The organism is Chryseobacterium mucoviscidosis (assembly GCF_002177115.1).
GTDB lineage: Bacteria > Bacteroidota > Bacteroidia > Flavobacteriales > Weeksellaceae > Chryseobacterium > Chryseobacterium mucoviscidosis.
In genome coordinates, this window is the sequence record NZ_MVAG01000175.1 from 1 (window position 1) to 266 (window position 266).

The 266-nt window shown below is 35.7% G+C and carries 1 protein-coding gene; it reads left to right on the forward strand.

Going from position 1 to position 266, the window contains the following annotated elements:
* On the forward strand, positions 1-224 hold a 224-nt coding region (locus B0E34_RS21460), incomplete at its 5' end, for a hypothetical protein (protein WP_165763030.1).
* Positions 225-266 lie beyond the last annotated feature (42 nt).

The window sequence follows — 266 nt, forward strand, 5'->3', positions numbered from 1 at the left end:
AAACTTCAATAGGAACCGGCACAACAGATTCGGTTACTATAGGAACTACCAAATCTACAACTGTACCTGCTTCCTGTCTTACATTTACTTATTCTCAGGGAACATTGATTGCATCTCCTGTAAATTATGCTTCTATTACTTTTACCGAAAGTTTCTGTAATTGGGAAAACGGAAATTCAATTGGAGATCTTGCTAATTACGTTTATTGGAGAAGCTGGCCTTAAAGATGAGATAATTCATGGAGAGAAAGTTACATTACAGTAAGT